20 protein-coding genes and 1 tRNA gene are annotated in these 26,414 nt (G+C 44.4%); 6 read left to right on the top strand and 15 right to left on the bottom strand.

Annotation, left to right across the window (positions count from 1 at the left end; all coding sequences use genetic code 11):
- From GTQ38_RS20760 to GTQ38_RS20735, 6 genes are all read right to left on the bottom strand, one after another.
- A partial coding sequence (locus GTQ38_RS20760; protein ID WP_238858059.1) for an Ig-like domain-containing protein occupies positions 1-2,515 on the bottom strand: 2,515 nt, incomplete at its 3' end.
- Positions 2,516-2,523: 8 nt separating this feature from the next.
- On the bottom strand, positions 2,524-2,985 hold the full coding sequence (locus GTQ38_RS20755; protein ID WP_161437508.1) for a lipocalin/fatty acid-binding family protein: 462 nt from the start codon (positions 2,983-2,985) through the stop codon (positions 2,524-2,526).
- Between the two features lie 148 nt (positions 2,986-3,133).
- Positions 3,134-6,643, bottom strand: coding sequence for an RHS repeat protein (locus GTQ38_RS20750; protein WP_161437507.1), 3,510 nt, complete (start codon positions 6,641-6,643; stop codon positions 3,134-3,136).
- 948 nt (positions 6,644-7,591) lie between these two features.
- Positions 7,592-8,146 (bottom strand): REP-associated tyrosine transposase, encoded by a 555-nt coding sequence (locus tag GTQ38_RS20745; RefSeq protein WP_161437506.1) that lies wholly within the window; start codon positions 8,144-8,146, stop codon positions 7,592-7,594.
- A 736-nt stretch (positions 8,147-8,882) separates the two neighbouring features.
- Positions 8,883-8,957: transfer RNA gene (locus GTQ38_RS20740), tRNA-Val, on the bottom strand.
- 48 nt (positions 8,958-9,005) lie between these two features.
- Positions 9,006-9,896 carry a universal stress protein gene (locus tag GTQ38_RS20735; protein ID WP_161437505.1) on the bottom strand — a complete coding sequence of 297 codons (891 nt, stop codon included), beginning with the start codon at positions 9,894-9,896 and terminating at the stop codon, positions 9,006-9,008.
- A 184-nt stretch (positions 9,897-10,080) separates the two neighbouring features.
- On the opposite strand from GTQ38_RS20735, the gene GTQ38_RS20730 reads away from it, so the two are divergent.
- Complete coding sequence (locus GTQ38_RS20730) at positions 10,081-10,848, top strand: YoaP domain-containing protein (protein WP_161437504.1); 768 nt, start codon at positions 10,081-10,083, stop codon at positions 10,846-10,848.
- A 57-nt stretch (positions 10,849-10,905) separates the two neighbouring features.
- Here GTQ38_RS20730 and GTQ38_RS20725 read toward each other — a convergent pair whose 3' ends face one another.
- From GTQ38_RS20725 to GTQ38_RS20715, 3 genes are read right to left on the bottom strand one after another with little or no spacing between them, the layout of a single operon-like run.
- Positions 10,906-11,925, bottom strand: a complete 1,020-nt coding sequence (locus GTQ38_RS20725) for a hypothetical protein (protein WP_161437503.1) — start codon at positions 11,923-11,925, stop codon at positions 10,906-10,908.
- Positions 11,922-13,097: a M20 family metallopeptidase gene (locus GTQ38_RS20720; protein ID WP_161437502.1), complete on the bottom strand. Its 1,176-nt coding sequence runs from the start codon at positions 13,095-13,097 to the stop codon at positions 11,922-11,924. The genes GTQ38_RS20725 and GTQ38_RS20720 overlap by 4 nt, the downstream gene beginning before the upstream one ends.
- Positions 13,094-13,705, bottom strand: a complete 612-nt coding sequence (locus tag GTQ38_RS20715; RefSeq protein ID WP_161437501.1) for a flavin reductase family protein — start codon at positions 13,703-13,705, stop codon at positions 13,094-13,096. The genes GTQ38_RS20720 and GTQ38_RS20715 overlap by 4 nt, the downstream gene beginning before the upstream one ends.
- Positions 13,706-13,890: 185 nt before the next feature.
- Between GTQ38_RS20715 and GTQ38_RS20710 the strand changes: the two genes are divergently transcribed.
- Entirely contained in the window at positions 13,891-14,976 is a 1,086-nt protein-coding gene (locus GTQ38_RS20710) for a site-2 protease family protein (protein ID WP_238858058.1), read from the top strand.
- A gap of 39 nt (positions 14,977-15,015) precedes the next feature.
- On the opposite strand, the gene GTQ38_RS20705 is transcribed toward GTQ38_RS20710, so the two are convergent.
- The 3 genes from GTQ38_RS20705 to GTQ38_RS20695 are packed head-to-tail and all read right to left on the bottom strand — an operon-like array spanning position 15,016 to position 17,553.
- Complete coding sequence (locus tag GTQ38_RS20705; RefSeq protein ID WP_161437499.1) at positions 15,016-15,987, bottom strand: MlaD family protein; 972 nt, start codon at positions 15,985-15,987, stop codon at positions 15,016-15,018.
- 4 nt (positions 15,988-15,991) lie between these two features.
- Positions 15,992-16,717: an ABC transporter ATP-binding protein gene (locus GTQ38_RS20700; RefSeq protein WP_161437509.1), complete on the bottom strand. Its 726-nt coding sequence runs from the start codon at positions 16,715-16,717 to the stop codon at positions 15,992-15,994.
- 53 nt (positions 16,718-16,770) lie between these two features.
- Positions 16,771-17,553 carry an MlaE family ABC transporter permease gene (locus GTQ38_RS20695; protein WP_161437498.1) on the bottom strand — a complete coding sequence of 261 codons (783 nt, stop codon included), beginning with the start codon at positions 17,551-17,553 and terminating at the stop codon, positions 16,771-16,773.
- Between the two features lie 272 nt (positions 17,554-17,825).
- On the opposite strand from GTQ38_RS20695, the gene GTQ38_RS20690 reads away from it, so the two are divergent.
- Positions 17,826-18,329 carry a hypothetical protein gene (locus GTQ38_RS20690; RefSeq protein ID WP_161437497.1) on the top strand — a complete coding sequence of 168 codons (504 nt, stop codon included), beginning with the start codon at positions 17,826-17,828 and terminating at the stop codon, positions 18,327-18,329.
- Between the two features lie 14 nt (positions 18,330-18,343).
- Positions 18,344-18,712 (top strand): GerW family sporulation protein, encoded by a 369-nt coding sequence (locus GTQ38_RS20685; RefSeq protein ID WP_161437496.1) that lies wholly within the window; start codon positions 18,344-18,346, stop codon positions 18,710-18,712.
- A 173-nt stretch (positions 18,713-18,885) separates the two neighbouring features.
- On the opposite strand, the gene GTQ38_RS20680 is transcribed toward GTQ38_RS20685, so the two are convergent.
- The 3 genes from GTQ38_RS20680 to GTQ38_RS20670 all read right to left on the bottom strand — a co-directional run bounded on the left by GTQ38_RS20680 (position 18,886) and on the right by GTQ38_RS20670 (position 22,136).
- Positions 18,886-20,547, bottom strand: coding sequence for a tetratricopeptide repeat protein (locus tag GTQ38_RS20680; RefSeq protein WP_161437495.1), 1,662 nt, complete (start codon positions 20,545-20,547; stop codon positions 18,886-18,888).
- 73 nt (positions 20,548-20,620) lie between these two features.
- Positions 20,621-21,706, bottom strand: a complete 1,086-nt coding sequence (locus GTQ38_RS20675; protein WP_161437494.1) for a helix-turn-helix domain-containing protein — start codon at positions 21,704-21,706, stop codon at positions 20,621-20,623.
- Positions 21,707-21,737: 31 nt separating this feature from the next.
- Entirely contained in the window at positions 21,738-22,136 is a 399-nt protein-coding gene (locus tag GTQ38_RS20670; RefSeq protein WP_161437493.1) for a cupin domain-containing protein, read from the bottom strand.
- Positions 22,137-22,407: 271 nt separating this feature from the next.
- On the opposite strand from GTQ38_RS20670, the gene GTQ38_RS20665 reads away from it, so the two are divergent.
- Both GTQ38_RS20665 and GTQ38_RS20660 read left to right on the top strand, forming a co-directional pair.
- Positions 22,408-24,228 (top strand): pyruvate kinase, encoded by a 1,821-nt coding sequence (locus tag GTQ38_RS20665; RefSeq protein WP_161437492.1) that lies wholly within the window; start codon positions 22,408-22,410, stop codon positions 24,226-24,228.
- Between the two features lie 292 nt (positions 24,229-24,520).
- On the top strand, positions 24,521-26,386 hold the full coding sequence (locus GTQ38_RS20660; protein WP_161437491.1) for a YVTN family beta-propeller repeat protein: 1,866 nt from the start codon (positions 24,521-24,523) through the stop codon (positions 26,384-26,386).
- The last annotated feature ends 28 nt before the right edge of the window (positions 26,387-26,414 follow it).

Raw genomic sequence — 26,414 nt, 5'->3', positions numbered from 1 at the left:
GTTTGGTCTGCAGAGAGACATCCCCGCGATAACTGCCACGGCTTCCTTCGGGTTCAAAATACGGAAGGTACTCTTTAGACTGGCGGCCATAGCTGTCGTATTCCACATGGGTAACCAGATCACTGGGCTGCTGTTCCAGTACATGGGAGAGGGAGGCTTCCCTTCCGCTCATATTTTGCAGGCTTGGGTTCCAGAAATACTGCCGTACATCGGTATCGGTGGCAAAGTAGAGGTAGCTTCGAAAACGGGAGGTGGTGGTACCAGACCCCCAGCGGTATTCCGTGCCATCCAGCACCTTATTGCCCTGCAGGTCGTACACCCCACTTACCCCACTGTCTCCTCCACTATAGTCATAAGGGTGGATCACCCCTACCATCAGGTACCAGACATCGATCTGGGGCAAATCGCCCTGCCAGAAGTAGGGATTGGCATGTGCCCCCCCGGTCAACGTATTCACATTTTGAGTGCCGTGATAGGTTTTTCCGTTTTGGGAATGGGTTCGTTTCACCCAAACCGAATAACGGTAGGTGGCTGTCTTATCTACAGCGATATAGTCCGTGTTCCAGCCTCCATCGGCATTGTTTAAGGCATCGTTACCACATTTCCACAACAGCCCGGTAGTCCCGTAAGGCGTTGTCCCGCTCTCCCGCTGGTTTTCGGAAGTGGCCCCGTTCTGATTAAAGAAGTCCGTTCCTCCACTGCCCAGGGTCCAATCCATTTCCCATGCGGATGCGGAGGCTATCACCGGGGTACCACCCCCACGGATGGCCAGCTGCTGCATGGGCCTGCCCAAACCGTCAAAATAACTCACCTGTTCGATCAGATCGCTGTTCTCATCCACCTGGTTTGGGCTAGTGACGGTATCCTGGTATTGACGCACATAGATATAGTTCTCATCGCTTAAAGAAGGCCGGGCATAGGTACAGCCCTCATAACTCCCATAAGTACTTGGGCATATGTCTGTTTTGTTGCTGACATAACCGCTGGGCTGGCTACAGGCCGATTGGCTTACCGAGGCATCCCCGAAACCATCCCCATCGGTATCGGCATACCAAATGCTGGTCGGGGTTACTGTAACGCTTATGGCTTTTCGTGTGGCGGATTCACAGCCCGCCGTACTGTTGTAACTGGATACATAATAGGTGGTATTACTGCTTAGGCTCGGGGTGGTGTAACTGCTGCCCTGGTGGAGGTAGCTTCCTCCGCTGGAGGCCGCATACCACCTTAGGGTATTGGCCCCGGTGGCCAGGGTCTGTGAAAGGGTAAGGGTACCGCTGCCACAGCGGGTAAAGCTGGTAGAACCAGTCGGTAAGGAGAGACTCTGGTGAACGGTAACCTTGACCGGGCTGGAATGTTTGGTCTGACTACAAGAACTCACCCCCCTTCGATACCATCTCGAGGTGGTCAAGCCTGCCGGCGGGCTATAGTTTGCCAAAGTAGCCCCTGAGATATTGGTCCATCCGCTACTGCCGTTAGCCGAATACTGCCACAGGTAGGTATAACTACCATTACTGCCCGTTGGGCTGCTGATATTGCTCAGCGTAATAGGTTGGCCACCCTGACAAATGGTTTGGGTACCACCAACACTACCGGAGTTAAGGGTAGGGTTCACTGTTACTTTCACCGGGCCGGTGTATTGTGTCTCCCCGCAAGTCTGTACCCTACGCCTGTACCAACGCGTAGCGGTGAGCCCCCCCGGAGGGTCATAACTAATGCTGGTAGCGCCGCTAATGTTTGTCCAACTGCTGCCATTAGACGAATATTGCCATTGGTAAGTGTAGCTGCCACTACCACCCGTAGGGCTGATGGCATTGCCAATGGTACTCGGATTACCCCCATAACAAACCGTCTGTACACCATTTAGGGTACCCGGTAGCATTAGTGAATTTACCGTGACCTTTACCGATGTGGTATAGTCCGTACTATTAAGACCACTTTTCACGCGTCTGCGGTACCATCTGGATGAGGTGAGTCCTCCCGGGGGGTTATAAGTTGTAGAGGTAGCCCCGCTGATGTTGGTCCAACCGCTGCTGCCATTGTTTGAATATTGCCATTGATAGGTATATCCACCACTACCTCCTGATGCTGAGGAAGTGTTACCCAATGTTGAAGGATCTCCATTATAACAAATAGTCTGTGCCCCGTTGATCGATCCCGCGCTCAAAGGTACCGTAACAGTAAGCAACTTAGATGTAAAATAGACGTTGAACCAATCGTCCACTACATTGACACTTATACTGGTGCTTCCCGAACTTGTCCATGTAACTGTTGTGGAAAGACCATTAGTGCTGCTGAGGTTTCCTCGGGTAGTACTCCAACTGTTGGTTCCATAAATATTTGGCCCTGACACCGTAAAAACGGTGGTTTGACCAACATAGGCCGTATTGGATTGGGAAATCGTGTAAGTGCTACCGCCCAGTTGGGCATTAACCCCAACTGTAGCTAGAAGGGACAAAACCAAGGCCGCTATGACCGTTTTATATCCGCGTTCGATATTATTTTCAATCGTCATCATAGTAGGTTTTAGTTTTTAATAAAATGCCATTCGGGTATCATCGCCTGAATATCTCCGGAGATCACAGGAATTAAAACCAAACGGTTTGTTCCATTGAAAGAGAACTGTTGTTTTATACTGGATCCGGAGCTATCAGTTAGGACGAGGACATTATTCGGATCAAGAGTCCAACTTCCGGTCACGGAGCGCCCATCGGCCAAGGATTGGACAAATTCCCCATTTGGGCCAAAACTCATTTTTCGACCCACATAGGCATCAAGTAATTGTTGTTTCAGTTGGGGAAGCGAATCCAAATGTTGCTGTAACTGAGCTTTGATTTTGTTCAAGGACACTTTATGATCAAAGGTCCACGTTCCGATGAAGGTCGATGTTTGGTTATTCTGGGCCTGGAGCTCCAAAGAAGGGGTCAGAACGACCGAGATAAAAACAAGAAAAAGCGCTTTTGAAAATCTATTATTGAAAAATTTCATGGTGTTTGGTATTAATATTTTTTAATGGTAATAATGTCCGGATAGCATGTTGTGGTTACCCTTTAAAGCTTTCAATTGCTCTGGACTATCATACCCGTTAAGGGTGGTACCCCCACGCGGGTCCTCAAATCGTTTTAGTTTAATTCTATTACTGGCCTTTGTAATGATATTGGTAATCGGAGAGCAGCTTGTTATCGGCATCCCGGACCTCTTTTAGGCGATTGAAGTCATCATAACTGTAATAGGTGGTATTACCCCTGGGGTCCGTGATGCTGGTGACCCCAACAAGCAGGTCGTAGGTATAGGTGGTGACCATGGCACCGGGCAGATTAGATCGCAAAGTAGTTGCCTGTGCTTCTGTTAAGCCATTAGTATTCAGATCCAGGCCAGCTATTCCATTCAAAACAGTAGCCACTTGTGTATAACTGGCGTTTTCTGCCACGGCTACCGGAAACATTTTATTGAATCCCCAGATATAGGAGACCGGGGTGCCGTCAGATTTCTTGATCTCTAAAATATTACCATGGTTGTCATATTGGGAATAAATAATTCGCTCTTCCATTGGATTAGAACTTGAATTATAAGTACCCTTGAGAGACCGGACGGCCTTTGGCAAAACGAGGTTGTTCCCCTTGTCGACATAATCGGTCCTGCGAACCGTACTGGACAATACTACACCATCACTGTCCTTGATCAATTTTTTTACCTGAATGGGCTCAGTGATACGATGTAGACTTGAGAGATTGGTAGAAGATGGTTTTTTTAGCTTATTTATTGCGCTTAACCCAGCCGCGTCTAAATTGGGTTGCCCCAGCGAGGCCGTGGTTAGGATATCATCCGGGTATGAGGTGATAGTTTCCACAACATTTCCCTGACTTGTTTGCACTATCGTCTTAGTGGGCTGCTTGTGGGTTAGGTTGTCATAGAAATATTGAGTGACTGTAGTTAAAGGATTCTGACCGCTATTATCATACAAGCTCTCAGTGGTCTGTTTAAGAACCCTTCTACCAGTTTCAATCTCCCCAATTTGGTAGCAAAATTGTATGCTGCTTAGATCGGTTCCCTGATCGTATGGGCTGTAATCTGGAACCTGCCAACTTGGGTAAGGAGAACCGTATGGTGTAAATACATAATTGCTATATATTTTGTTCGTTTCAATGGTTTCATAAATATTTTCGATTTTGGAAAGTATTACATCAATGCCATTTTCCGTCTTATATTTCTCCTCGCTTTTTAGTTTATTTCTTTTCCATGAAGTACTTTCATAAAAAGAGAATTGCCCGGGACCGCCAAGTGCATCCTGGAGCATTTGCTGAGCCATTAAACTCCAGGTATCTCCATTGGATAGAGCCTGTGAATAGAAATAACTCCAAGAGTACTCAGAATGCCTAAAAGTTTCAGGACCAACCAGAGAATTCAATGTTCTCCATCTCGGCACATTTTCATAATAGGATATCGTTTTTCCATTCTTTGTAGCACTACTTAAATCGTATTCATATTCGGTAACTTTTTCATAAGAAATTACGGGTTCACCACCAAGATTGTTATTAAAATGAGGAGAAGTAGACACCACCGGGTTCAAGGAAAAATTAGGATCAAGGATAATCGTTCTCTGATAACCTCGGTTTTCTTCGGGATGTATTAAATCCGGTGTTTCGTATTCGAATTTTTTTACCAAAACCGGATTTACCGAATTACCATCATAATTTGAAATGGATTTTACTCGAAGTCCTCCTACTAATTTTTCTACCTCTTGTGTTCCATTGGGTTCATCCCAGGTAATAGTTATACCCATTCGGGAACACGGATAGGCAGCAAACGGTCCATAACCAGAGTCAAAGGCCTTTAGTACATGAGTGCCACTTTCAAACGGCACCGGGTTAAGAACATCGCCAAGGTTGGACCCAAAAGGTAAATGAATCGTTTCAGTCCAACCGTCAGAACTATCACTTGGGGAACCACTTATGCTACTTGGAGTTGGACGATAAAAGTATTTGTTGTCCAGGGCCAAATACGAAATACTGCTTCCCTGATATAATACCGGACTCATATCAATATGCAACTTAATGTTCTTTGCGCCCTGTGGAATGGTGAACGTAGTTTCTTCGAGGTGAGGATAGCCTGGATCAGTACATTCACTTCCATAAGCTGTTGCCGAAGAGGATTTCGCGGCATAGACGATATCGGAAGTTGTAAGACGATTGGCTTCAAATTCAAATATTGTATATCCCCCAGTGGGATAGGTGATTTTCTTCAATATCGCTGCTTTCATACTGTCCTCATCGGTTGAACGATTTCCATTACCAATGGTATAAAGCGTTGATCCAATGGTCCCTTTTAACCATACTTGCGTTTGCGGCAAAAGAGTTCCTGTATTATCGTTTGGGTATCCCCATGAGTCCTGGGCGGTAGTACACCTTTCGGGCAGTGTAGTTGCTTTATAACTAAAGTGGTGTACCTCCCCGGAACTAATAGAAGCTCCTCTGTATACGCTTGTAAGCTTTAAGGCCTTGGTCCGGCTATTGGTCTGTTTGGTGGAATCAAAAAAGATAGGTGCATTGTCATAGTCCCGTGAAAAATTACCCCCGGACCTCTGAAAGTAATCATAATTAAAGTGGAACTGATCTATAAGTTTCCCATTGGCCGTATCGTCATTAGTATAAATCTTGATAGCATCCAATTGATAGTCGTCCGCCAGGTCAGTTCGCCCTAAAGAGGATTCAAAATCAATATGTCCATTATTGAAAACGATTTTTTCAAGAAATTTTCTACTTGTAACAACGAGTTCCTGATATGCCGCTTTGAGATATAAATGAGCGACGGAGGGCAAAAAGCTCCCGTCTATATAAATGGTTTCACTTGCCGGTTCCGAATATCCACTCTGCTTTCCCAGGGATTTGTATTCAAATGAAATGCTTTGCTGCCTATCCTGAGATACCAGGCTAGTGAGATACCATGCGGAAATATAATCGAAAGTATAGCTGGCATTGTGATGATTTGTTACCTCAGTCGCTAAAGTCCCATCCTTTTCTTTGCCAAAGATGAGCAAAGTACCGTCTTCCAGTATGGCGTGTATTTCATCGGCAGACACTACCGATATCTCAATAGGGCTACCATCCTCAAAAACAGCTTTAAATCCTTTGTTCTGATCAAAATAGAAAGTTGCGGTCCTTCCCAGAGCATTGAGCACGTACTGATCTGGTGCCGTATCCCTAAGTCCATTAGTTGCCCCCAGTAAGTAGTTGTAATTGGTCTGAGAAAAGGCAGCGTTTTGCAAATTTGGAATATTACTGTTGTAGGTTTTATCGGGTAGACCTTTAACATTCCTTACAATCGCACCTCCCGCATCCAATGACCAGCCCAGTCCAACCCAGGAGGCCAAATCATTCAATCTTATTCCTGATGTATTGTAGTTCAAATTTATTGGAACAGTCAAACCACGTTCAGAAAGTGTATAGATTGGAATGTTAACATTGGCCGTCCCCAAGCTTTTATTTACTGGGTACAGTCCGAATTTACCAAGACTGGCGGCATTCGGAGATACCGGGTGGTAGTTTGGCAGGTCGAATGTAGACTGTTGGGAAAACGAACTGGTCAGAAGAAGAAAAAGGAGAACCGTAAAGATTTCCGTTCTTTTTCGATTTGCATTTATTGTCATAGATATTGAATTATTATTCTATAAGGTGAGCAATTGCGAAAACTTATCTGCCACAGGCTGTCGTATTGCTTTTCTTTAAATACCATTTACACTCTTGATATCCTTAAACATCCAACCAGATCAACCTTTTTATTCTGGGCCTATTTGCTTCTAACTCATTAGCAAAAGCGCAAGTGGTTCTTGATTTAATTTTACATCTGAACAAACAACATGTTCTGTCATAGACAATTGGGATTCATTGGTAATAGTCCTTCAACCAAAGATTTGCTTGTGTTATGCTAATGTGTCTTGAGTAACTTGACTATATTACCGAATCCCTTAAATTAATTCGGGCACAAATGTAATCTCCCAGACTGCAGTTTTTTTGCAGGGAAGTGATTTGAATAGAAATTAGAGTATGAAGTAAAAAGCGCGGATTACAGGTCTGGGCTATAAGATTATGAAAAAATATTAAACCGTAAAATTGAGGAATTGAGGAATTGAGGAATTGTGAAATTGATAGCAACTAGAAATTGCATACCACAAATTTATTCTCCAAAAGGGAGCGAAGGAGGGCTGTTTACTTTAATAAGTACAAGTTTAAGTTCAAGATCAAGCTTAATTATTTGGAGTTGGCTTTGCGCTATGCGCTATACGCTTTCATTCTGCGAAACTTACTAAAGGAGTGCTGTTCACTCCCGATAGCTATCGGGACTGTTTACTGTTCACTACAAAAAAACCCCACGCTACCGCGAGATTGTATCTCGTGGGAAAACCAAACTTACAAAAAGAAAAACCAGCAGTCATAGACTGGCGGTAGCAGAACTTTAAACCGAAGGTTTTTCAGAAATAGCGGTGCTGCAAGCGGAAGTGCTTTCGCCAAAGGCGAAAAGAGCATGTAGCGATAACGCTAACAAAAGATAGCGCGGATTTCCACCAGAGGCGGACAAGGTGCAATCCGTGCTCCAATTACTTCAAAAACAAAACGGTTACTTCCAACTCACTTTCCATTTCCGAATAATTTCTTGCCGAACTGAACAAGTAGTCTTCAGGTAAAGCAACAATTTTTGCAGCTACCGGATTATTGTGTATATACTGTATTTTTTGTTTGATGAACCAGTTAGATGTGGCGATCTCTGCATGATATCCATCTTGCCAGACTTTGTGTTTTTGGTCTCTTTTCAGATGTTGGCAGGCTTTTTTAAAATGATCGAGCATCCACTCCCTTCTGCTCTCTGGAAATTCCATCATGGTTTGTATAATTCTCTTTGAAGTATGTTTTTTAAAATCACGAATGATATCAAAAAGCAAAAATCCTTCTTCTGCCTTACATACCAGATGCAAGTGGCTAGGCATAATACAATATGCATAGATCTTAAGGCCTTTCTTGTTTTGGCAGTATGCCAAACTTCCTATCAGAACATATTTTTGCCTCAACCTTGTAAAGACATCGATCCAACCTACAGTAGTAATAGTAACAAAATAGGCCACATCTGGCATAGTGGCTTTATATTTTGTAGACACTTTCGTTTTAAGTCAAATGTACTGGCCAAGACTGTAATATGATTGCAGGAAAAGTATTTGTAGAAAATAGCACGGATTGCAAATTCGCATTAGTTTTTCGGAGTTTGGGGGAATAGCACGGATTGCAAATCCGCGCTAGCCACTTTGGATTAACTCGCTTACGCTCGTTGATCGCAGGTTAGTTCTCGACTGCGCTCGAACTGACATGGTCTGCTCTTGACGATTTATTATAACCGAAAACTAACTGTCACAGATTGGGCTTCGCCTGCAAAGTGTTTTTCATTTTAAAACATCGTGAGCAAGCTCCGGATTAACTCGCTTACGCTCGTTGATCCAGGGGGTGGTCCCTACATCCCAAAATCCCGCAGGCTTCGCCTGTGTGGTGTTTTTCATTTTAAAACATCTTGAGCAAGCTCCGGATTAACTCGCTTACGCTCGTTGATCCAGGGGGTGGGTCCCTACATCCCAAAATCCCGCAGGCTTCGTCTGCAAGGTGTTTTTCATTTTAAAACATCTTGAGCAAGCTCCGGATTAACTCGCTTACGCTCGTTGATCGCAGGTTAGTTCTCGACTGCGCTCGAACTGACATGGTCTGCTCTTGACGATTTATTATAACCGAAAACTAACTGTCACAGATTGGGCTTCGCCTGCAAAGTGTTTTTCATTTTAAAACATCGTGAGCAAGCTCCGATGTTCTAAAATGAAAAATCCCGATAGACTATCGGGATTTTGGGTGTGGAGTGTATTGGATTCGAACCAACGACCCCCGCCCTGTCAAGGCGGTGCTCTAAACCAGCTGAGCTAACACTCCTAAAGGGCTGCAATATCGTAAAATTATCGGGATTGGTAAAAGGGGATCTTAGCTATGCTTGTCAACAGCATAAAATTGTCGGGTATCCTTGCTAACCTGTGCAGTATCTCTTATGACCAGGAAAGGGATCTTCACCTGAAATCCGATCTGATCCACATTTTGTCTCCAGAGCAGACGCTCCATAAAGGAATGCTTTCTGTTCATCATGGTCAATAGCCCAAAGTCGTTTTCTTCTATGAAGTCCAATATGGCTTTAGGCATTAATGTATTTTCTACCTCTCTTTGAGTTACCGGTACATCTTTAAGGCATTCCAACAGGTGTTTCTGATTCGCTATCTGGGATTCATTGAGTTCAAATTCTTCCTTTATATGCAAAAGCGTGATCTCAGATCTTTGCGATTTTGCGAGATCCGCTATACGCTGTATTTCGTGTTTGTTGTATTTGGTCCAATATCCAGTAGGAAACAACATGTTTTTGATCTCTTTGAACTTGCATTTTTCCGGGATAGCCAATACGGCAGTCTCGGCTTTTCTCAAAACATATACCGTATTTGATCCAAGAAAGATCTCCTTGGCTCCCGTGGCGCCCTGGGTTCCCATGACCACCAAATCAATTTCCTTTTCCCTGCATACATCCACAATCTCATCCGCAAGGAGATTGAATGCCGAAATGATCTCGAACTTGTGCTTTGGATTGTTATATGCCTTTTTGATCTCTTCCAAAGTAGTTTCCAGGCCTTCCACAGAAATATCTACGCCGTAATCCGGTACGGCGCTCACAGCAGGCCCTCCAAAAACATAATCCATCCTGTAAAAAGCAGGTGTATAGGTATGGAGCAAGTAGAACTGGCATTCTTCCTGGCTGAACATTTCCATTGCATAGCATATGGCATTCCATGCGTTAGAGGAGAAATCGGTGGGAATAAGTATTCGTTTCATAACTGCTGCTTCAAAATGTGTCCTACAAATTACAATGCATAGAATCCTTATACCATGATTTATGTCAGTCTGTAAAGCAAACACTTGCGGTTTGACATTTGTCATTGTCTGGGTCTGACCTATTTCAAAACTTTGATATAGCCATCAGTTCCGGCCTATAATCGCCGCAAATCAAATCAAAGTCATGAATAAAAATAAAATCATCTCAGTTACTCCTGAAAATGTAGACCAGCAGACCCTATATTGTATTAAGAACACAAAAAGTGAAGGTCATAAACAGAAAAAAGAATGGTTTAACGAACAATACTCCCGGGGACTACGTCTCAACATACTACAGGACGCGGAAGAGAATATGTTGGGTTTTATTGAATATGTTCCGGCAGAAAACGCCTGGCGACCCATTGTAGCTCCTGGCTTTATGTTCATTCATTGCATTTTTGTCTACCCAAACAAAAACAAGAACGCGGGGAACGGATCCCTACTGATACACCAGGCTGAAAGGGAAGCAAGAGCACTGGGAATGCACGGCCTGTGCACAATGAGTAGCAAAGGCTCCTGGGTAGCGAGCAAAAAGGTATTTGTAAAAAACGGATTTAGGCAGGTCGGCAAACGCGACCGATTTGAACTATTATCAAAAAAATGGATCATCTCAGACGCGGATCCCCTACTTGCGGATTGGACCGCCAATCAAAAAAACTACCAGGGCTGGCACCTGGTCTATGCCAATCAATGTCCATGGCATGAGAAGTCCGCTGAAGCCATGCTAAAAGTTGCCCGGGAACACGGGATAGATCTGAAGATAACCCTGTTAAAAACTCCGTCAGATGCACAAAATGCACCATCGGGCTTTGGGGTTTTTAGTCTTTTACACGACGGCAAATTGCTCGAAGATCACTACCTCAGCGAGACGCGTTTCCGGAATATCTTAAAGAAAGAATTACAACTGGGTTAAGTCACTATGATAAATCGGCCTTTTACAGCGTTCAGGCCAGAGTTTATCTGGCCAGTTTTATAACTTAAGTCCGGTCTTTTCCGAGAGGATTTGTTTTAATTCATCTGTGGTTGAAGCATCTATCAGATTCAGTGCTTTTACTCCGCATAATTCCTTAACCATTCTTGTCCCGGCCAGGGTATTCGAAGCAACTCCGGTAACGATATCAGGAACCAGATCAAAGGCCTTCATCAATCCGAAAACCGCATAGGGATCGGAAGCACTGAGGATGGTGCATCGGACGTGTTCTTTTAAAGCGTTTATAGCCGTATCGCCGTTGTAGGGTTCTAATGGTGAAGCCCCAATCTCTATGATGGCGATATCAGCCTTTTGAACTGCCATTATATTCAAAAGCCGAAACAATTTGTCTTCATAGACCTCTTTGGGACAGATGGTGGAAGGAAGCCCGACATCCACAAAATCCAGGACTGAATCCGCACCAACGTCTGCCATTGCCAAAATATCTTTATACCGTCCGGCACCTGTAAGTTTTGCCGCTGCCACCTTATAACCCGCAAGTTTAAAAAGATGTGTTACGATTCTGGCAGAAGTAGTCTTTCCGGCAGACATTGAAGTACCTACAAATAGTACCACAGGTATATTGAATACGGCCTTTTGATGGGGTTTTACAAAATGGTCCATAGTGACTTTAACCCCATCCCTGCAAACATGACCTGTATAGGAAACTTCTATCATATTAGGGATAAATACGGATTTTGAAGTTAGCTTCCCCAGCAGGCCTGCACCGGTTAAAACACTCATTCTAAGATCTTCTGAAACCTCGCGCCAGGTTCCGGTAGCCTCCAGTGTTGCAAACCGCTCCCCCAGGGCACCGATCAGTGATTCTCCTCCTATTACCCCTCTCATACGGCCATTGGGCAATTCAAGGTTCAGGGTATGACTTCCCGGATCTTGTATTTCGCAAGCGACATAGTCTCCGGTCTCCCAATCTGCTTTGTCCAGTTTCTGCACAGAAAACTCCTTTTCCTGCAGATCGGAAATACGGGTAAGTGAAGTAAAGATATATTGATGTTTCATGAGCTGACTTTCAATGGATCCGCTAATAGTAATAGGGTTAACAAGGCAGTTCTTTCGATAAGCTTTTCATGAAATATATATTCATGCAGCGCGTGGGCTCCGTCTCCCGGAGTTCCGAGACCGTCCAGAGTGGCAGTAAACAAACTTGTGGTATTAGCATCAGAGGCACCACCGGCAGTGGCTTGCTGAAGTTCCAGATCTAAATAATCCGCCTGGTTCCTGGCCATATTCCACAAGCGTTGATTGCGTGAGTTTTTCTCCATTGGCGGTCTGCCAAAGCCGCCTGTAACACTTAATTCCACACCTTCAAAATGGGGTTTTAGCCCCAGGATCTTTTTACTGATATAGGGGATATCTTCCGAAGACAATACCCTGACATCAATTACGGCCCTGCTTTCGGGAGCCACAACATTAGGGGAGATACCACCTTCGATCATTCCGATATTCAGGGAAATCCCCTTTTCCGGATCATTCATGCCGTACAATTTTTGCACCTGACGTGATAGTTCAACGATCGCGTTGATCCCCTTAGCCGGATCTAATCCCGCATGAGCCGGTCTTCCCTTAACCTCTATGGTAAATCGGCCTATTCCTTTCCGAGCAGTTTTTAACTTTCCATCAATTCCCAATGGGGGCTCTAAAACATAGGCGCGATTTGCGACTTTGGACAAACAACGGATCAGTCTTGTAGACTCCTTACTGCCGATTTCCTCATCCGAATTGACCAAAATAACGGGCTCTGCGCTCAGGTCTAACGATAAGGCTCTGATGGTCATCAGAGAAAAGATCAACTGAGTGATCCCTGCCTTCATATCGTAGATCCCCGGTCCTTTGATCTTGCCGTCGTCGTGTTTGAGGGGCATATTTTCTAAGGTCCCCAGAGGCCAAACCGTGTCACAGTGCCCAATAAGTAGTTGAATGGGCAGGGATTTGATCCTTTGGCGACGCCTGGAATAAAGAGCTCCTCCAGTGTTTTTGCCCGGAAAATGCTCTGCAAAATATCCCATAGATTCAAAGCGTTCCTTCAAAAACTCCAGGATCTCGTGCTGTGGGCTTACCACAGATGAGGGTGATTCTTTGAGAACCAATTCACTCAGGAAAAGGATCATTTGCTCCTTATGACCATTCAGATATTCCCTGACCTGTTCCGCAATATTACCCAGCTGTGTCATCGTCTAAAGCCTTTAGGAAAAGGAAATTTATAAGTCTCCGTGATCCTTGCAAATCTGCCAGGAGAAATATACGCGAGCAAAGGGGATTGTATAAATTGGTCCTGTTCATCCTTTTCAAATTGATGCAAAAAGTCCTTGTGGCCATGAGCACATAGCACCTTCCCCGTTATCAGGCTATTGCTGTCAAAGCCCTCAATAATCTTGAACAATTCACATTCCAAATACAGATAAGCCCCTTCAAGCAAAGGCGCATCAACGCAAGTCCCTGGCATTGTGGGTAAAACCTTTAACACACCTTCATATTTTGATATTTCCTCTTTGCGCCTTGAGGCGCTCAGAGAAGTTGTTATCAATTGATCGAAAGTTGGAAAGCTGACGGTAAACTTCCGCGTTTCCTTTATGTTGTGATAGGTAGCGTGCTCAGCTGTACATACAAATCCAAAATAGTTCCCGAAGCCAAGAGGAGTTATCATATGTTTTGGAGCAAGATTGTATGCTTTTCCCTCTTTTGTGCCGATCAATACCAGTGGCGCTACTGTAAAAATCTGATCCCAAATTGAGGAATTTAAATCCAGGGAGCTATAATCCTCCTGTAATACATTGTTCATACAAAAAGCTTTGAGGTTCACTAAAAATACTAAAGGTATAGCAGGAGGGTAATGACATATATCATCGAAACCTGCAAGCCGCTTAATTCAGATCTACGCTTTAGATCATCAGCCCGAACGCTCTCCCGATGATAATCGTCATAGTAAAACCAATAGATACTGATTATTTTCCCAAAAAGCTGAGCATGAAAGGTGTTTTAAAACTTGGACGGATAGCCGGGATAAAGATCGAAGTCCATTGGACCTTCAGTTTACTTTTGATATGGGTGGTTTATCTGGACCTGAGAAGTGGTGGCAATATAACTTCTGCCATTTTAAATGTCTCCCTGATCTTAAGTTTATTCTTTTGTGTTGTACTTCATGAGTTGGGTCATGCTCTAACAGCTAGAAGGTTTGCCATTCAGACCAAGCGAATTACACTTTTGCCGATTGGCGGAGTGGCATCTTTGGAAAAAATGCCCGAAAAACCGGGGCAGGAATTGCTGGTAGCACTGGCAGGGCCAGCGGTAAATGTGGTCATTGCCATTTTATTAGCGTTGGTGGTTCCGGTACGGAAGTATCTCAGCATGGATTTTGAGAATATAGAGGCGCTGTTATCCAGCCCTGGACTGGAAACTCTGTTGTTTTACTTACTAATAGCCAATGTCATGTTGGTGATATTTAACCTTATACCGGCATTCCCGATGGATGGTGGCCGTGTGCTCCGGGCTTTGCTTTCCTATGGTATGGGAAGGGTAAAGGCCACTGAAGTGGCCGCAACACTGGGTCAGATATTAGCGGTAATCTTCTTTATTTTAGGATTAATGATCAACCCTTTTCTTGTCTTAATTGCATTTTTCATCTTTTTCGGGGCTTATGGGGAAAACAAAATGGTAAAGCAGGAATTCGTGCTGCATGGACATTATGTAAAGGAAGCCATGCTTACCCAGATTACCATAATTTTACCTACAGACAGCCTTCAAAGGGTTATAGAGGTAGTGCTTGCCGGAACGGAAAAGGACTTTGTGGTCGCTGAAAATGGAAAAATCGTCGGGATCTTAGATCATAAGACCATCATTGAGCATGCGAAGGATCCATCGGTACTGGTTGGCGATATCATGAAAAGAGATTTTAAAACCATAGACAGTAGTTTAGAGATTCAACGGGCCATTGGCATCATGAGCCAGGAAAGATCCAGATTTTTCCCTGTGGTTGAAAAGCATAAACTGATAGGAGCAATTAACACTGCCAATATCAATGAGTTTATTTTATTGAAAGCCAATTTCTCTTGAAGATCAACAATGATTTCATGCGTTTCCGGAATGAGATTGTCAGTTCCTGGCCTGCTCCTTTTCCATCTTCTTAAAATACCTTCGGGTAAGAAAACTGTGCTTTAGCGCCTCCATATTTTCATTAAAACTCGCGGTCCCCTCCTCAATATTTTTCATAGTTCTTTTCAGGTTTCCAACGAGGACGGTATCCCTTGACAGGTAATTTACTACCCCATCTTCAGCAACCAGATGGACTACAGCACTGTCCAGTCTTTGCACTAATGAACTCATACTCCTGCTGCTGACTTCCAGATTTGTAATAACATCTTTCATTTTGACTGTAGACAAAGAGTCTGCAAATAAAACACCAGCCACATTTTCGCCTTTGCCCATTTGCTCGATCACAGTCTGCAATTCCGCCAATGTGTTATTTGCCTTAGAGCTGGCACTTTTAAGATTGTAAATGGTCTGTTCCAGGTTTGCGGCCATTTCCTTATCGTTTAAAAGTTTACCCAGAGTTCCCTCACCATTGTTCAAGCTTTCTGTAACCCTAAGCAAATCAGATGTAAGCAGTGCCGCATTTTGGTTGGTTACGTTAAGAGTACTCAACATATCTTCGGCTCCTATACGGCTGTAGGATGCGATCTTGTCTCCTGCGCTCACGAACGGGGCCTCTCCTACACCAGGAACTACATTGACGATCATACTGCCAACAAGACCATCTGAACCTATTGTAGCAACGGCATTGGTCTTAATATGGGCTTTCATTTTTTCATCAATAAGCATATGGACGTTGATCGTGGTATCATTGACCATTTCAATTGCTTTTACGGTTCCCACATCAATACCTGCGTAACGGACATTATTACCCTTTTGCAGCCCGTTCACATTCTTAAAAACCGTTGTTACGGTCAGCGTATTCCCGAACATATTCTGCCGATTTCCAATTAAGTAAACTGCTACGATAAAGGTAATCGTCCCCAGTATGACTAAAACTCCTAATCTCAATTTTTCAGCTGCGGTCCTTTCCATTTTATTATTTTTTAAAAAATGCTTCTACTTTTGGGTCCGTGGAGCGGTTGAGTTCCTCGAATGTACCTTCCACGTAGTTAATGCCGTCTACCAGCAACACCATTCGCTCAGATATGACCCTGGCACAGTCTACATCATGTGTAATGATCAGAGAAGATGTTCCGTATTTCTTCTGAATACTTCGCATTAATTCAATGATCTCCTTAGCCGTTATAGGGTCTAAGCCGCTGGTTGGTTCATCATATAGAATGATCTTAGGTTTCAGGATCAGCGTTCTAGCCAGAGCCACACGCCTTTTCATACCACCGGAAAGCTCTTCGGGCATAAGGTCTATTGCATCTGCGAGCCCTACATTCTGCAACGCTTCTACCACCAACGGTTCGGGATCGGTATTTCCACCCATTTTTCTTTTGTGTCTTCGCAACGGGAATTCCAGATTCTCTCGTACGGTCATGGAATCGTACAGTGCACTACCCTGGAACAAAAAGCCTATATCGGACCTTAATACATCTAAGGTCTCCCTGTCCAGGGTTTTTATCTCTTTTCCCATAACAGAAATAAAACCCTTATCCGGTTGTATGAGTCCAACCAGACATTTTATCATCACAGACTTCCCTGAACCTGATTTTCCCATAACCACCAAATTCTCGCCTTCATACAGTCTCAAATTAAAGCCGTTAAGGACGTGGTTATTCCCAAAACTTTTGTACAGATCCTTAATATGGATCATCAAACGCTTTTGCTGGGACTCAGTATTTCCCGAAATATGGTTTTCCAGTGTTTTCACAGGTCATAAAATATATCTGTTATAAAAACCGCTATAAAATCAATTACAAAGAGCAGCATAGAGGTAAATACAACGGCGGTATTTGCTGCTACACCCACACCTGCCGTACCTTTTTTACTGTAGTATCCCTTGAAACAGCCAACAAGGCCAATGGCAAACCCAAAGAAGAATGACTTGATGGTGGCAGGGATCAGATCTCCATATTCCAGGGCATCGAACACCTGATTAAAATAAAGTTTAAAAGAAACGTGTCCTTTGATATTCTCCACCAGCGCGGAGCCGTACAATGCTATGGCATCACCCAGAAGAACCAAAATTGGCAACATCAGCGTAGTAGCCAGGATTCTTGTCACCACCAGGTACTTAAAGGGGTTGGTACCAGAAACTTCCATGGCATCTATTTGTTCGGTTACCCGCATGGAGCCCAATTCAGCGCCTATACCCGATGCTATCCTGCCTGCGCATACCAGCGCCGTAATTACCGGTCCCAGCTCGCGAACTATAGAAATGCCTACCATATTGGGCATCCAGGATACCGCGCCAAATTCAATCAAAGTAGGCCTGGATTGCAGGGTAAGGACCAAACCTATTATAAAACCGGTGACCAAAACCAGGAACAAGGACCTATTCCCCATATGGTAGCATTGCCGCAGTAGTTCCTTAAATTCCAAAGGTGGTTTAAGCACCTCCTTAAAGAATCTTCGGGCGAAATACGACAGTTCCCCGATTTCGATGAAGAATCGTTTAATCCCACTGAGTATTGGGCTGTAAGTGTTCATTAGGTACAAGTAAAATTGCAGAGGGGGGTATAAGGTCAAATATACCTTTATTGCAAAGGAGTAAATATGATTTAGATCAGCAGGTCTTTAGATCCACAAACCACAGAAATACTGATTTCTTTGAACTTGTCAGGCCAATTCAAGGGCATCCGGACAAATTGGAGGCCGTTTTGACAGCCGGATTTTTACACGTTCACCGGAAAAAAAGGAACAGCCATTGACCTGCGTCATTTGGCATAGAAACCACATTCCCTTCCTTTGCAAAAACCAATATGATGTGGTTAATTCTTGGATTCGCATTGTTCCTTGTTTTGTTGATCTCATTGCTTTTTGCCCCAATCGATCTGCTGGTGAATACCAATAAAAACAAATATAAAATTAGGATAAAAGGTCTGGCAAAGGCAGAAATTGAAGCAGATGAAAGCGAACTTTTGCGTATAAGACTGAAGGTTCTCTTCCTGAAATTTTATTTCTATCCACTTCGAAAGAGAAGCGCTTCCAAAAGTAAAAGAGAGGTGACGGGTGTCACCCGAAAAAAGAAAAGGCAAATGCCCTTAAAAAGGGGGCTGAAAGTACTCAGGTCTTTTAGACTAAAACGCCTGTTCTTAGAAATAGATACCGGCAACTGTATTTCTAATGCGCGGCTGTACCCCCTCTTCGCACTTTTGAACTTTTACACCGACGCGATGCTTCATATAAACTATGAGGGAAGAAATAGCCTGGTAATGCATGTTCAGAACAGGCCGGTCAATATTATTAGGTCATTCATTAATTAATTAAAACGAATATTATGGATTTACAATTTGAAGGTTTATTAGAAAAAATTACTGACTTTATTAAAACAGAAGCGAAGACGGAAACTGTGGTTGGCGAACAGTTTCAACTCGGCGAATTCATGTGTGTACCGGTCATAAAGGTAGGCATGGGATTTGGCTCCGGAGGAGGTGAAGGGACCGAAGCCAAAGGGCGCAAAGGCGAAGGTATGGGTGCCGGCGCAGGTGTGGGCATAGAGCCTATTGGTTTCCTGATCACCAAAGGAGATGAAATATCATTCCTGGAAGCCGGAAAAACCCACGGACTGGCAGCAGCCTTTGAAAAGGTTCCGGATTTGATTGAAAAACTAGCCGAAAACAGGCGTAAAGACAAAGAAATGGCTTAACAATAATTAGCCTGAAGTCAGGAATAGGGGTAGGAATATTCAAAAGACAGTTTGAATCCTGCCCCATTCTTTTTAATAGACTTTCAGAAGCTGAAGCAGTACGTTGTATCGGGCAATTGCTTTAGTCCGATAATAGTATACTGAAATCTCCTTTTAGGAAAACTTCTCCGGATCTATTGTGAATTGAGATACTCGAAGATAGCTTCCAGGGCAGGGTCGCGGTCGTTTGAGTATTCTTCAGCGCTCAGTTCCGCTACCAAATCCGGAGCAATCCAGGGCCGATTATCCTCCGAAGTACTTCCACCCTGCCAATACCTGCTGGAAATACTCCCCCTCAGCCCGCTGTAAGGCAAGCTGAACTCGTCGTCCTCTCCATAGAAATTGGGTCTGGAAGCCGTTGGTTCTCCCACAAAAATGGTATTGGTCTGTTGTTCCAGGTCTGAGGCGAGATTCATGGCTGCGGAAAAGGTCCTCCTGCCAATAATGGTAAAAAACTTACCGTGGGTATTGATCTTTTCACTTCTGATGATCTGCTGCACCAAGGCTTTGTTCAGGAAATTATTGCCGCCATTGTTGAGGCGGATATCCAGTACCAGGGCCCTTACTTCACGAGTGTCCACAAAACTAAAAAGCTCTTTGGCGAATTCTGCCAGGCTTTGCTCCGGCTTGTTCCTTACCTGATTAAACTGACAATACACCACTTTCTGCTCCTCCAGGTATTTATACCAATAGAAGTTTTCAGGATCTGAAGTCCATAGCGAGGAAGTTTCTTCTGATTTCCTTATCTCTACCCAGTGTTCCGGAGCAAATCTGCTCATAGGATCCCTCATAAGCGGCAAAGCATTCAGAGTCTCTTTAAAAACAGTTCCATCAGCTGATTCCAAGACGAATTCGGCCCTCTTTGCGATTCCTGCTCCTGTTAATGCATATATTTCGGTAAAGCTCAGGGCGATAGGTGTGATCCATTTTAATTGGAAATCGTTATCCCGACTAAGGTATCTCTGCGCTTTTGAGATCAGCTCCGCCGTTGAGAGTTGCCCCACCCCGATTACCTTAGTGCCTACCAGGTGTGCGAGTTCCGGAGCCGCGGCCCTTATATAAAGCTCATCCTTGAATAAATAGAATTCAACCGCAAAGGCATGGAAACCGTTGGCACCTTCAAAAGGGGGATAGAGGACGGTATGTCCGTCTCCTACCATGGCCATAATGGCCATAAATTCACCTATTATCTCAAGATCTGATAGTTCCGGGATCTGCTTCCGTAACTGCAGGACAGCACTTTTAAAATCTTGCTGCTGAACCGTATGATAGAGGTTCTTATGGCGGCTTTTCATCAGCTCTACCAAATAATCCAGGTCTGCACGCCATCCCTCATCCCGGTCCTGAGATTCAGGAGCTTCAAAGTTCACTAACTCCTTAAACTCCGGAGACCCCGCCAGGGCTGCAAGGACCGCGTCCCCAGCTATCCGGTCCGGGGCCGTTTTCCCTTCCTCCATATGGATCTTTAGCCACTTTGCGGCCTGCGAATTCTGTTGGATACCCGTGTAACTTTTAGCCAAAATCAAGGAAAGAGGTTTCTTTGAGGCACCGGTCTCAAGTGCCCGAAGGCCTGCCCTTATCGCTTCTTGAAAATTCTCAGTCTTTAGGCTTGTATAGGCATATTTACTCCAAAATTCGGGATTATAAGAGTTCAGCTTGGTCAGCTTTTCATAGCTTTTAGCGGCATCAATCCAGTTCTTCGCCTGAAATTGCTCCTGAGCCTGGTCCAGAAGATGTTGTGCATCAACACAAAAGCTACATACAAAGAGCAGACAAATGAAAGTTAATCTTTTCATTACTGTGTTTTTTGATTGTTTGAATGCAGCTAAAATCCGGAATAAGTCTAGGCCGGTCGTCTCATCGGGAAGGTTAAGACCGATTGTTTTTGCGGAATTCCGCCGGAGTGGTCTTTTCACTCTGTTTGAAGATGCGGTTGAAAGAAGCTTTGCTTTGAAAGCCGGACTCAAAAGCCAGTGCCAGGATGGTCTTATGGTCTTCCTCAGGGTCCGAAAGTTTTCGTTTAACCTCCCGTAGCCGATACTGGTTGATCAGCTGATAGAAATTCAATCCCAATCCTTCGTTGATTGCCTGGGAAAGTTGGTTTGGAGGTATGCTAAACTTTCGGGAAAGTTCGCTCAGGCTGATATTTTCATCCAGATAGGGCTTTTCAGACTCCAGATAATCCTTAAGCGATAATAGCAGCTGCTCTTTTTTGTGCTCCCCCAATCCGGATTTAGAGTATTTTGGGAGTACCCGCAGGCTTGCCGTAGGAATAAGGACATGAGGCCTTCGCAAGGTATTAAAGGAAAGCAGGTAAATAAAAATGGTTATCAGGATGATTCCCAGCATATCGGAATCCAGGGCAAATTCAAGTCCGAAGTAATTCACCCAAAAGGCCAATAGGCTTACAAGGGATATGACAACAAAGGGCCAGACGATATGCTTCAGAAAGTTTATTCGATCTGAACTGCCTTCTTTCCTTAGACTTTCAGCAGATCGGATCTCCCTGAGGATCCATATGGTATATATGCTTACAAAGGCAATTTTTAGCAGTACCAGGATGGCCACAGAGTCCGGAATGGTCCCAAAACTGGCATTGGTATTTCTCAAACCGGTAAAGTACCATACAAGCCCAATGCACACCGGGAGTAAATGCAGCCCGTCCTTTTTGCCAAATGCCGTCTGTCTGTTCAGGAAAAAACGCGCGGCCAACAACAATATAGGGCCAAAAATCAGGTCGATCAGAATAGCGTATTGTAGTACCGGAAAATTATCCGGCGAGATCCCGAAAAGTTCAAGGAATTCGGAGAACATCAGAGCTACTAAGAGCAATAATAGTAAAGCAATAAGTCTGGGAGCCATATTGCCCTTGCCTGAATAGAAAAACAACACCGCTCCAAGCAACAGTGCCTGAAGTATCCCTATGCTGAAAAAGAGTTGTAAAACCTGTTCCATCACCCAAAATCAAATGACTTTTAGACCTGTGCTATTGATCAAAAAATACAAGAACCTGCAGGTCTTCTTCAATATTAGTGAACCGATGCGCCACATTTGCCTTTACGAACAATACGCTACCCTGGCTGACCTCGGTTTCCTTACCTCCTGCAGTAAAACTGGCTTTGCCCTTTAGTACGTAATACACCTCATCGGTATCGTGAGGCCTTTGCTTGTCTTCGTCCCCGGCCTTTAAATAATACAAACCGGTCAATACATTTTCGCCCTTCAGAAAAGAAACCCAACGCTGATCTTTCGATATGAGTTCAGAACTTATGGTATCCAGATGAAAGAAGCGGGCATCCGGATCTTTGGGTTTTATATCCTGGGCAAACAAACTGCAAAAACTGTACAAAGTCAGACTAAAGACGAAAACACGGGCGTTTTTCATGGTTTTTTCTGTGATTTCCCAAAAGTTAATAATAATCCAATAATTTGTTTAAGTTTCAAAAACATTTATTTGATCGTCTATAACCTATCTTACCCGGAGTTTCTCGTAATAATGGATGATGGAAATGAATTTAATGCATAGTAAAAATCCTTGTTGTGGATAATTCGTTTTTTTCTAATTTCATTATGAGCATTGTTTGTATTTAGATATTGATCAAAAAATGGAAGTTCCAGGCAGCACAGCGGATCAGTTTGGATAATAAAGGAGTATTGTGAAAATAAATGTCGATAAAATAAACGAAGTAATAGAGACTCTCGATCGGGCGCTGGAAGCTATGGCCCTGGAAGAGGACCAACACCGGGAGTCACTGGAAGAAACTGATCCTATGTACGCTCAGAGTGCAAGGAACCTGCTACACTATAACGCCTTTAGAAGATTTGATCTCCGAAGTACCCAAAAACGACTCAAAAACATCGGCCTGACCCGTTTCGCGAATGCAGAGGGACATATTAAAGCCAGTGTGGTAAACACCAGGTATATCCTTTCAAAGCTGCTGGAACAGGAGGGAATAATTCCACATAAATCCGGCTTATCCATAAAAAAAGGCAAAAGATTACTGAATTCCCACACGAAATCGCTTCTGGGAAATCGTTCTAAGGGCCGCAGGGTTCGCATTATGGTAACCCAACCGACCGCAGCGGCTTATGACAGGCAATTGGTGTACAATATGGTACAAAACGGGATGAATTGTGCCAGGGTAAACTGTGCTCACGACAACGCTGAAGTCTGGAAAGGGATCATTGATAACGTTCGGGAAACCGCAGAGGAACTGGGGCGTGAAGTACAGATAGCTATGGATCTTGCCGGCCCCAAGATCCGTACGGGGCGTATTGTCCCCGGGCCAAAGATCCGAAAGTTCTCACCCGAAAAGGACCACTTTGGCAGGGTGGTAAATCCGGCCAGAGTTGTATTGGTACCAGAAGAAGACGGGATTGTTGAACCGCAGTTCTTACCTGTACCCGCAGATCTGTTGGATGGAATTCGGATGGGGGATAAACTTCAGTTTACCGATAGCAGGGACAAAAAACGCAAATTAATTGTGGTAGAGGTGGAAGACGATGCCGTGATTACCCATTGCTATAAAACCGCTTACATAAGTACAGGAACCCTATTGCGCTGCTCCAATCGAAAGCTGGAAGATATCCCGGTGGGTGAGCTTCCCGCTGTTGAAAGATCCATCCTTCTCAAAGAAGGAGACGTGTTGAGAGTTGTTAACGAAGATATTGAGGGTAGACCAGCGCTGCTGGACGAAGCCGGGAATGTTACCGAACCGGCTGTGGTAGCCTGCCAGCATTCCCGGGTTTTTAAGCGTGTAAAAGCGGGTGAGAAAGTCCTTTTTGACGACGGTAAGATCGAAGGGGTTATAGAAAATGCTACCGATACCCATTTTGAAGTAAAGATCATAAGGGCTAAAGAGAGAGGTTCCAGGCTCAAAGCTGAAAAAGGTATAAATTTCCCGAACACAGATCTGGGAATAAGTGGTTTGACGCCAAAAGACAGGGAAGACCTGAAATTTGTAGCCCAGCATGCGGATATTGTGAATTTTTCTTTTGTGAATTCACCTGAAGACGTTCAGGATCTGTACTCGGAACTGGAGCAACTCCAGGCCCTGAATAAGCTGAATGTTATTCTGAAGATAGAGACCGGCCGGGCTTTTGACAATTTAACCGAAATACTGCTGGAGGCCATGAAGGCAAAGCATTTGGGGGTAATGATCGCCCGTGGGGACCTGGCGGTGGAAACCGGATGGGACAGTATTGGCAGGGTACAGGAAGAGATCCTGGCGCTGTGCGGCGCTGCCCATATTCCTGTGGTTTGGGCTACCCAGGTCCTGGAAAAACTGGCCAAAACCGGCCTGCCTTCAAGATCGGAGATCACAGATGCCACCACTTCTCTCAAGGCTGAGTGTGTAATGCTCAACAAAGGCCCTTACATTATTCAGGCGATAAGCCTGCTGCACACTATTTTATCGGATATGGAAGCCTTTCATGAGAAAAAAGAGGCGATGCTACCTAAGATGCAGAAGTTGTAGGGGACTATTGGAATATTAGAAGGACACATCAACTTTAGTCAGATATTTCAGATTAGACTTTTAGGTTTTTAGATTATTGGACTTCTTAGATTGTTTGACATCCTGGAGAATTAGACTTAAAGGATTATTAGACTGCTTATGATGTGCAGGTCTTCAATAAGGAGCTTTCTGGTATAGAGATTAAGGTCTACCTAAATCCAAAAAAAAACTGTCTTATGCGAAATTGCTTCATGGCTTAGATTTGTGGATTTCCTATCTTAGAACAACGCTTATGTTTTAAGGTTGTATCGATATGAAAGCTTTAAATTCTGGATTACTGATCTTGCTAATGTTCACGGTTACCTTGGGCTGTAACGATAGTGAGGTCATAAAACAATTTGAGCCGGGCACCATTTCAACGGCTTCAGTGGAGTATTCCAGCACATTTTCACCCTCAGGAGAGGAGCTGTATTTTGCCCGAAGTGAACAAAAATGGGCTTCCGGGAATATGAAAAGTACCATCTACAGATCCACCCGAAAAAACGGTAGCTGGTCTGCTCCTGAAGTAGCTTCTTTTTCCGGAAAATACGACGATGGAGACCCACACCTCAGCCGGGACGGTAATACGCTCTACTTTATCTCCACCAGGCCTTCGGAGGATAGCCTGGTATCTGCGGATATCTGGAGAGTTAGAAAGGATGCGGCAGGCGCATGGGAAGCACCGGAGCGTTTGCCCTATCCTATAAATTCCTCAGGTACGGAATACGGTCCACGTACCGATGGGGATGGCAATCTTTACTTTGCATCGGACCGGCCGGGGGGATATGGGCAGGGAGATATTTATGTTTCCAAAAAGGTAAATGATAGCTTGTCTGCCCCGGTAAATATGGGAAATACCATCAACTCCCCTACCGGTGAATGGAACCTGGAAATTAACGGCTCCGGGAAGCTGCTTATTTTTGAAGCCTCACAAAGACCCCAGAATATAACCGGCTACGGAGATCTTTATATTAGCTTTAAACAGGGAGAGAACTGGACCCTACCTCAGCATATGGAGGAGCTAAACACCTCAGGTAGCGATCTGTTCCCCTATCTGCCGGAAGCCGAGGATGTACTCTACTACAGCAGTAGCGACAGCCTCAAAGGTGAGAGCACCCATATCTACTACACGGATTTTAAGCCGCTGGTCGCCAAATACAGGGCTGGTGCAAGAGTACCGAAGAAATATTTGCTGACGGTGAACAGGTCGGCGCACGACCTGTCTTTGATCAGTTTATCAAATCAGCAACTGATTAGGCGAATTCCGGTCGGCATAGGACCGCATGAATTGAGCCTGTCCAAGGACAATAAACTGGCCTTTGTGGCCAACTACGGCTCCTACCCCAAACCGCATGAAGAAGCCATCAGTTCCTCTCAATTGGAATGGGTAGAAGAGCCTCAAAATACCATTACACGAATAGATCTGACTGACTTTAGCACAGAGACTTTTACCATTGCCGGGAGCGAAGCGCATCACGGGATATTAACTAACGTAGATGGCTCTGTGTTCTGGACCACGGCCGAGAACGAGGCTAAGCTACTAGAGTTGGATGGGACTAGTGGTGAGGTCTTAAGGGAGTATACCACTATGCCGGGAAGTCATATTTTAAAGGCAAACAGGGACTTCTCCAGGATCTTTGTTTCGAATATAGCATCCAACACTGTTTCGGTGATAGATAGGGAGAAGGATTCAATTACCCATATTTCAGTACCTAAAGGCCCAGAGGGCCTGGAACTTTCGCCGGACGGGCAGCAGTTGTGGGTTTTGTGCAATAGCGCGAACAAGATTGTTGTACTGAATACAAGCACCTTAGAAGTGATCAAGACCTTTGATGCCGAAGGCAAATTCCCGGTAAAGCTGGCTTTTATCAATAATGAGGCTTGGGTAGCCAATGTCTTTAGCAAGCAGATCTCGATTTTTGATGCTTCAAGTTTTGAATTTAAAGGGCACATAGTTTTGGAGTCGACCCCCCTGGGAATTACGGCAGATAATGAGCAGGTATTTGTGAGTTTGCCGAGGAAGAATACCATTGAGATTTATGATCCCAAGACCAGGGAAAAGCGAGGGGAATTCACCCAGGGCATGGAGCAGGACGGGATGGTGGTAATCAATGATGTGGAGGGAATGATTGGGGAATAGTGATCTTGTGTGTATAAATTCACAATCG

This window comes from Poritiphilus flavus, from assembly GCF_009901585.1.
Taxonomy (GTDB): Bacteria; Bacteroidota; Bacteroidia; order Flavobacteriales; family Flavobacteriaceae; genus Poritiphilus; species Poritiphilus flavus.
The sequence above is the reverse complement of the archived record's forward strand: the minus strand, read 5'-3'. Positions and strand labels throughout refer to the sequence as shown.